The organism is Spirosoma migulaei (assembly GCF_054776855.1).
This window is the reverse complement of sequence record NZ_BAAHBG010000027.1, coordinates 692,106-699,728: the sequence shown is the minus strand read 5'-3', so window position 1 is coordinate 699,728 and position 7,623 is coordinate 692,106. Positions and strand designations below refer to the sequence as shown.

At 47.7% G+C, this 7,623-nt stretch carries 5 protein-coding genes and 1 pseudogene; all 6 read left to right on the top strand.

What is annotated here, in order from left to right; all coding sequences use genetic code 11:
* Nucleotides 1-253, top strand: a pseudogene (locus ACYVGO_RS27740) (glycosyltransferase); the annotation flags it as partial.
* 171 nt (nucleotides 254-424) lie between these two features.
* Nucleotides 425-1,027, top strand: coding sequence for an inorganic pyrophosphatase (locus tag ACYVGO_RS27735; protein WP_142772680.1), 603 nt, complete (start codon nucleotides 425-427; stop codon nucleotides 1,025-1,027).
* A 117-nt stretch (nucleotides 1,028-1,144) separates the two neighbouring features.
* Nucleotides 1,145-2,911, top strand: a complete 1,767-nt coding sequence (gene sppA, locus ACYVGO_RS27730) for a signal peptide peptidase SppA (protein ID WP_460972051.1) — start codon at nucleotides 1,145-1,147, stop codon at nucleotides 2,909-2,911.
* Between the two features lie 174 nt (nucleotides 2,912-3,085).
* The gene (locus ACYVGO_RS27725; RefSeq protein WP_460972049.1) at nucleotides 3,086-4,294 is read left to right on the top strand and encodes a helix-turn-helix domain-containing protein; all 1,209 of its coding nucleotides are present in this window, start codon (nucleotides 3,086-3,088) and stop codon (nucleotides 4,292-4,294) included.
* A 138-nt stretch (nucleotides 4,295-4,432) separates the two neighbouring features.
* Entirely contained in the window at nucleotides 4,433-5,593 is a 1,161-nt protein-coding gene (locus ACYVGO_RS27720) for an acyltransferase family protein (RefSeq protein ID WP_460972048.1), read from the top strand.
* 23 nt (nucleotides 5,594-5,616) lie between these two features.
* A complete protein-coding gene (locus ACYVGO_RS27715; RefSeq protein WP_460972047.1) occupies nucleotides 5,617-7,605 on the top strand; it encodes a pyrroloquinoline quinone-dependent dehydrogenase in 1,989 nt (662 codons plus the stop codon).
* The last annotated feature ends 18 nt before the right edge of the window (nucleotides 7,606-7,623 follow it).

The window sequence follows — 7,623 nt, the reverse complement described above, 5'->3', positions numbered from 1 at the left end:
GTTTTTTGTGGGCACGGTACTGGCGCTATGGTTAATCGTCGATAAACTGATCAATATTGCGCAGGGCGTTAAATTCAGAAATGCCACCGATAATCCGCTGTTTTACTTCGGTTTAGTGGCAATTATCCTGGGTGTTCAGTTATTCCTGGCTGGTTTCTTAGGCGAAATGCTGGTACGTCAGTCGCTGGGAAAATCCGTGGATATGCAGATTGCCGAGCGGGTCGGCTTTTCAGAACATAAAGTATCAGTATAAGTAGTTAACAAGAATTGGGTTCTATTGATGCTTTAGATTCTGTTGTTCCAGAAAGCAACAAGCTGGCTCAGTAGGCTCTAAGAATCCAAAGAATCAATAGAATCCAGTTTTAGCTAGTAACTTACAAGTAAACCGTCAATTATATAAATCACAACCACTTAGTAAAAAGCAATGAAGAGTAATTTCAAGGCCCACCCATGGCATGGTATTCCAATAGGCGAGTTAGCGCCAAAACAAGTTACCTGTTTTATCGAGATTGTACCGACCGATACTGTTAAATACGAGATTGACAAAACAACGGGCTACCTCAAAATTGACCGCCCGCAGCAATATTCCAACGTGCTTCCCGCCCTCTATGGTTTTATTCCTCAAACCTACTGTGGCGATCAAATTGCCAAATTAGCCAGCGATAAATCGGGCCGGGTAGTTGAAATGGGTGATGGTGACCCACTCGATATTTGTGTATTAACGGAGCGGGAAATTACCCACGGTGACCTGATTCTACAGGCTATCCCCATCGGTGGATTCCGATTGATCGACAAAGGCGAGGCCGATGATAAAATTATTGCCGTACTGAAAGGGGATGCTATGTACGGTCAGTATACCGAACTAGGCCAGCTGCCTGAAGCGGTTGTAAAACGCCTACGTCACTACTTCCTGACTTATAAAAACCTGCCCGAAGAACCCGCCGTGATGGAGCTGGCGAATATTTATGGACAGGCCGAAGCCTGGGAAGTTATCCAGACATCGATCAACGATTATAAGCTGATGTAAGCACACAGCCATTCGTCCGCTATTTTTACGCACTTAACACTTTTATAGCCTGGGAATTTACTTCCGGGCTATATTTGTAATAACCTGTTAACAAGGGTTTATTATTTATTCTTATTCATGCGACAGTTTCTTAAATATGTTCTGGCCACGTTAGTTGGTCTGGTACTGTTTTCGTTTGTTGGTTTTCTGTTTTTAATTGGACTGGCGGCAGCCTTGTCGTCGTCCAGTGATGAGAAAGTTGATGTGAAAGCGAACTCAGTGCTAAAAATAGATTTAGACAAACCCATTGAAGAACGTAGTAGCGAAAATCCGTTTGAGGGTTTTGGTCCAATTCAGGGTACGGGCGATGCCATTGGCCTGATTGAGTTGAAGCGAGCGCTAAAAGATGCTAAGGAAGATAAAAACATTGAGGGTATTTACCTCCAGACCGAAGATCCGCAGGCTGGCTGGGCTACCGTTGAAGAAGTTCGAAATGCCCTGATCGACTTTAAGCAATCGAAAAAGTTTGTCTACGCCTATGCCGAGGGTATGAGCGAAAAAGGTTATTACCTGGCCTCCGTAGCAGACAAGATTTACCTGAATCCAGCTGGTGAACTGGAATGGAATGGCCTCAATGCGGAACTATCGTTCTTTAAAGGTACGCTCGATAAATTAAGCCTGAAACCTGAGATTTTCCGGGTAGGGGAGTTTAAAAGCGCGGTTGAGCCGTTCATTCGTGAGAATATGAGCGAACCGAACAAACGTCAGGTAACTTCGTTCATGAACTCGATCAACGACCATATGCTGGTTCGGGTGGCACAAAGCCGTAACCTACGGGTAGATTCGCTGAAGCGATATGCCGATAACCTGACGATTCAGAAACCCGAAGATGCACTTCGTACTAAACTCATTACCAATGTTGGTTATCAGGACGAATTGGAAGCTGTAATTCGGAAGCAACTGGATATTGACGAGAAAAAGAAGATCAACTACGTTTCGCTCAATAAATACGAAAAGTCGGAGAAAGACGATGAGGAAGGCAGCAGTAAGAACCGCATCGCCGTCATTGTCGCTTCTGGTGATATTCATTCTGGAAAAAGTGGTGATAATAGCATCGGCTCAGAAACGATCGCCGAAGAAATTCGGAAAGCTCGCCTGGACGATAAAGTGAAAGCGATTGTGCTTCGGGTTAATTCAGGTGGCGGTAGTGCACTGGCATCGGATGTGATGTACCGCGAAGTTGAACTGGCCAAGAAAGCCAAACCCGTTATTGGCTCAATGTCCGATTATGCAGCATCAGGTGGCTATTACATGCTCATGGGCTGCAATAAGATTGTGGCTCAGCCTAACACGATTACTGGCTCTATTGGCGTATTCTCGCTGTTATTCAATACCGAAACCTTTTTTAAAGACAAACTCGGTATCACCTACGATCGTGTGAAAACCAACGAGAACGCTGATTTCCCAACAGGTACCCACGAAATGACGCCCTTTCAGAAGCAAACCATGCAACGGTCGACCGAGCGGGTATATGCGCAGTTTACGGGTAAGGCAGCAGCAGGGCGCAAACTCCCTGTCGATAGTATCCGGGCTATTGCGGGTGGTCGTGTCTGGACGGGTAGTCAGGGTAAAGCCATTGGACTCGTCGATCAGCTCGGTGGGTTGGACGATGCTATTAAGTTGGCCGCTCAATCGGCTAAACTCAAAGACGGCGACTATAAACTGAAATACCAGCCCCGCAAAAAGCCGTTTTTCGAACAGGTGATGAGTTCGTTTGGTGGGGATGAGGAAAGTCGGATTCAGGCGCAGCTTGGCGAATTAGCCCCTTATGTGAAGTACCTGAAAAAACTTAAAACCCTGGAAGGCATTCAAATGCGGATGCCCTTTGAGATCGAGATTCGATAAAAGTGGTCATTGATTGTCATTTATGAATGACCATTAAACGACAATCAATGACTACGAATGACAAAAGCCTTAAAGTTGGATTACCAATCGTTAGACCCATACGATCCTTAAACCGCTACGGCGGCCCGGCGTGTGGGTCTTTTTTTTATCTTGCGTAACGCAACGGCCCCTTTAATGCAAACGCTTCCCATTCACCTTGACCTATTCGCACTCATCATTTTTCTGGGTGTGGCACAGGGTCTGTTTCTGGGTATTTTCTTTCTGACAGGTGGGCGAGGGAAGAATATCTCCAATCGGTGTCATGGGTTGTTTATGTTAGTGTTGTCGGCCATAAGTGGGGAAATAGTTCTGAACTATACCAACTACACATTTCGGCTGTTGTGGCTAGGTGATTTTTCTGAGCCGTTCAATTTTTTGCTGGGCCCGCTCTTCTACTTTTTCGTTTTCAGCCGACTTTGGCAGCGATTGCCGCATCGTTGGGCCTGGCATTTAGTACCGTTTGGCATCTGGCTAATTAATTCGGTAACCTGGATGTATCAGCCTATCGAGTTCAAATACAACTCCTACATCAATTCACAGCATCCCGAATTGCCATTTATACGGCAACATATCCAGTGGGAGGACGATTTTACGGGACTACGTGATCTCATTAGTGAGATGACACTCGTTAGCTGTTTTATCTACGCTGTTTTGGCATTGTTGACTATTCGGAAGGCAAGCCGACAGGGTTCCGCACTTCGCTCATCGGCAAAATTAAAATCCCTGCTTCTGCCGAGTTGGCTGTTTGCCCTGGTCCCATTCCTGATTGCCCTGGTCAAGCCCCAGTTCGTTAATGATGTCGGTGATTATCTACTGGCCACGTACATCGCGATTACCATTTATACGAACAGTTTTTTAGTGATGAGCCGGTCCGATTTTTTTCGGGATGAACCACCTGGTGAGCCGAAACCTGTTGAACCGGATTTGCCTGCTGAACCCAAAAAGAAATACGAGAAATCGGCGCTATCGGAAGAAGTTGAAGATGCTGTTCTGGCTAAACTCGCTCGTTTACTCGATACAGAAAAACCTTATCTCGACAGTGATTTATCCTTGCCTAAACTAGCTGCTCGACTCAATACCAGCCCTCATCACTTGTCGCAACTGCTCAACGATCGGCTGGGTCAGAATTTCTTCGACTGGCTGGCCACCTATCGAATCGCTGAGGCTCAACGCCTGCTGACCGATTCATCTACCGCTCACCTGAAAATTGATGAAATTGCTGAGCGGGTAGGCTACAATTCACCATCCGCTTTTCATACCGCCTTTAAGCGACTGACGAGCCAGACGCCAGCGCAATATAGGGCCAAGGACCTGGGTGGTACGGCCTTCCGGCAGGGGGCATAGGGTTCTTCCCGGTCGGCGCGAACTTCGTTATTGCCGGGAAATAGGAGGTTTGGGACGTGTTGAGGCCACTTTTGTGCCATCCAAATGACTCACACGAATCTCATGCAGTCGACACTGAGTAAACAAACTTCGAGCCCCGTGCTCCCAGCTCTTAGCCAACGCCGGTACGATCTTGACTGGCTTCGCTTCATGGCTATTATCATGCTGTTTTTTTACCACACCGGTATGATTTACGTATCGTGGGGCTTTCACATAAAAAGTGCGGAACATAGCCTGCCTATGGAATACGTGATGCGCTGGCTCCACCGCTGGCGGATGCCGTTGCTATTTTTCATCTCCGGTGCCGGTACGTTCTTCGCTTTAAAAAAACGTTCCTATAGTTCCTATGCGGGTGAGCGCGTCCGGCGCTTGTTTGTGCCGCTGGTGTTTGGCATGTTCGTGATTGTGCCCCCTCAGATTTACGTAGAGTGGTTATTTCGGGGGCGGTTTTTGGGAAGTTATGCTGAGTTTTATCCCGAAGTGTTCAAGTTTCAACCCTATCAGGATGGAGGGACAGGGGGCGCGTTCAGCTGGCATCACCTGTGGTTTATCTGTTACCTTTTCTTTTATTTATTGCTGAGCATTCCGCTGTTCAAATGGCTGAAAAAAGAATCAGGTCAACGCTTTATGGATAAAATCGGGAGGCTCATTGCCCGGCCCGGTGGTGCCTTGTGGTTAGTTGGCTTTCTACTACTCAATGACGTTGTACTGGGTGGTTTGTTTCCCAACGAAACGCATGCCTTGGTGAACGATTGGGCCTATTTTATGAAAAACCTGATTCTGTTCTGGTTAGGGTATGTATTAATCAGCCGACGGGATTTCTGGCAAATCCTCACCGATCAACGGTGGTATTTTCTGGTGGCAACGGGCATCTGTACTATAATTTTATACAGTTTTCGCTTCTTCGTGACGCAAGATGAATTTGATACGTCCAGGCTGGTCATAACCCTTTTCAGCTTTAATGGCCTGGCATTAACCTGGTTTTCTGTGCTGGCAACGGTTGCCTACGGGTATCGCTATCTGAACGTTAACAAGCCGATTCTGACGCATCTGAACGAAGCCGTTTATCCGTTTTACATCATTCACCAAACGGTTATTTTGCTGATCGGCTACTACGTGTTAACCAGAACCAGCCTGGGCGTTTATGATGGGTTCCTGACAATAAGCCTATCCTCATTAGTAGTTTGCATAGTTGTTTATCTGCTGTTGATTCGCCCGTTTAAGCTGACACGCGTCCTGTTTGGCCTCAAATCAAAATAAGCGTAGCCGTAACTAAACCATGTATGAAACCTCTTGGTAAAACCTATATGAATAGCCAGTCAAATCGCCAACTTGCCCGATTCGTTCTTCTATTACTTTGCCTTCCAATTCAGGTTGTTGGGCAAACAATGTCAAGCCAACCTGCTAATTCTGTTGAATGGCCTGCTTACGGAAATGACGCCGGTGGTATGCGATTTTCGCCCCTGACACAGATCAATGTTGGAAACGTTAAGCAATTAGCCGTGGCTTGGACGTTCCGAACGGGCGAATTGGAACATTACAAGGGTACGTCTGCGGAGGAAAAAGCCGCTTTTGAAGCCACGCCCATTATGATCAATGGTACGCTGTTCTTCAGTACTCCTACCTCACGCGTTTTTGCTATTGATGCGGCTACTGGCCAGAAAAAATGGGAGTATAATCCTGATGTTTACCTGCGACAGGATTTATCCGAACTAACCTCTAGAGGTGTTTCGGTCTGGCCCGCGCCCAATGACAAGAGCGCATCAACCAGTGCTACAAAACGAATTTTTATGGCAACGATTGATGGCCGATTGATTGCGCTGGATGCGCTTTCGGGTAAGCCAATTTCAACCTTCGGAAAGTTAGGTAGTGTGGATTTACGGGAGGGCGTAGGCAATATCAGCGTAACCTCACCACCAGCGGTTATTGGCAATACGATAGTTGTCGGGTCGTCGATGGGCGACAACCAGCGGTTCAATTATGAGCGGGGCGTAGTGCGGGCCTATGATGCGCTAACGGGAGCGTTACGCTGGAGTTGGGACCCAATTCCCCGCTCGAAAGGCGACGCAGGTTTTGAAACCTGGAAAGGACAAAGTGCCAATCAAACGGGTGCGGCCAACGCCTGGTCCATCATTTCTGCAGATGCTGAACGGGATCTGGTATTTATCCCGACCACAAGTCCCAGTCCGGATTATTACGGGGGCGAACGGCTGGGAAAAAACCTGTATGCCAGCTCAATCGTGGCTATTCGGGCCTCTACGGGCAAAGTTGTCTGGCATTTTCAAACCGTTCACCACGATTTATGGGATTATGACAATGCTGCTCAACCGCTATTACTTCCCTTTACGCTCAATGGTAAAATAGTTCCTGCTGTAGCGGTTGGTACCAAGATGGGGCATCTATTTATTCTGAATCGGGAAACGGGGGTTCCTTTATTACCAGTAGAAGAACGGCCAATGCCTGCCTCTACGGTGCCGGGCGAAGCCGCCTTTCCTACGCAACCTGTTCCTACAACGCTACCTGCTTTAGGATTGCAAAAAGCGGAAGCCTGGGGCCTGACACCCACCGATAAAGCCGTTGCTCAGCAGCGAATCGATGGGTTGCTGTATAAAGGAATTTTTACCCCACCATCGCTACAGGGTAGCCTAATGACACCCGGCAATGTGGGTGGTGTCCATTGGGGTGGTATGTCTTACGACCCTGAATCAGGGTTGCTGATTACCAATGTCAATCGGATGGCGGCTGTCATTCGGTTGGTGGCTCGGGAGAAGCTGGCTGAATCTGTCAAAAATGATCAGGACTTACTCCGGGCTGAAACGGGCATGCAGTCAGGGACGCCCTACGTGCTGAAACGAAGTTATTTATTTACCAGAGATGAAAAGGGAATACAGATGCAAACGCCCCCGCCCTGGGGTACACTGGTGGCTATTAATCTGAAGAAACAGGCATTGGAATGGGAAGTGCCATTAGGCTACATGATGGATATCACGAAGTACCCTCAGGCCAAACAATGGGGTTCGCTTAATTTTGGCGGAGCCATTACTACAGCTGGTGGACTGGTGTTTGTGGCTGCCAGCTTGGATGGTCATTTGCGGGCCTTTAAAACCCAGGATGGAAGCCTGCAATGGGAAGTGCCATTACCCGCAAGTGGGCAGGCTACGCCCATGACGTATCAGGTTAATGGGCAGCAATATGTGGTAATTGCCGCCGGTGGGCATGGGAAGCTAGGCACAAAACTGGGCGATTATGTGGTTGCGTATCGGTTGCCATAGGGATAAGCGAACCAGCTT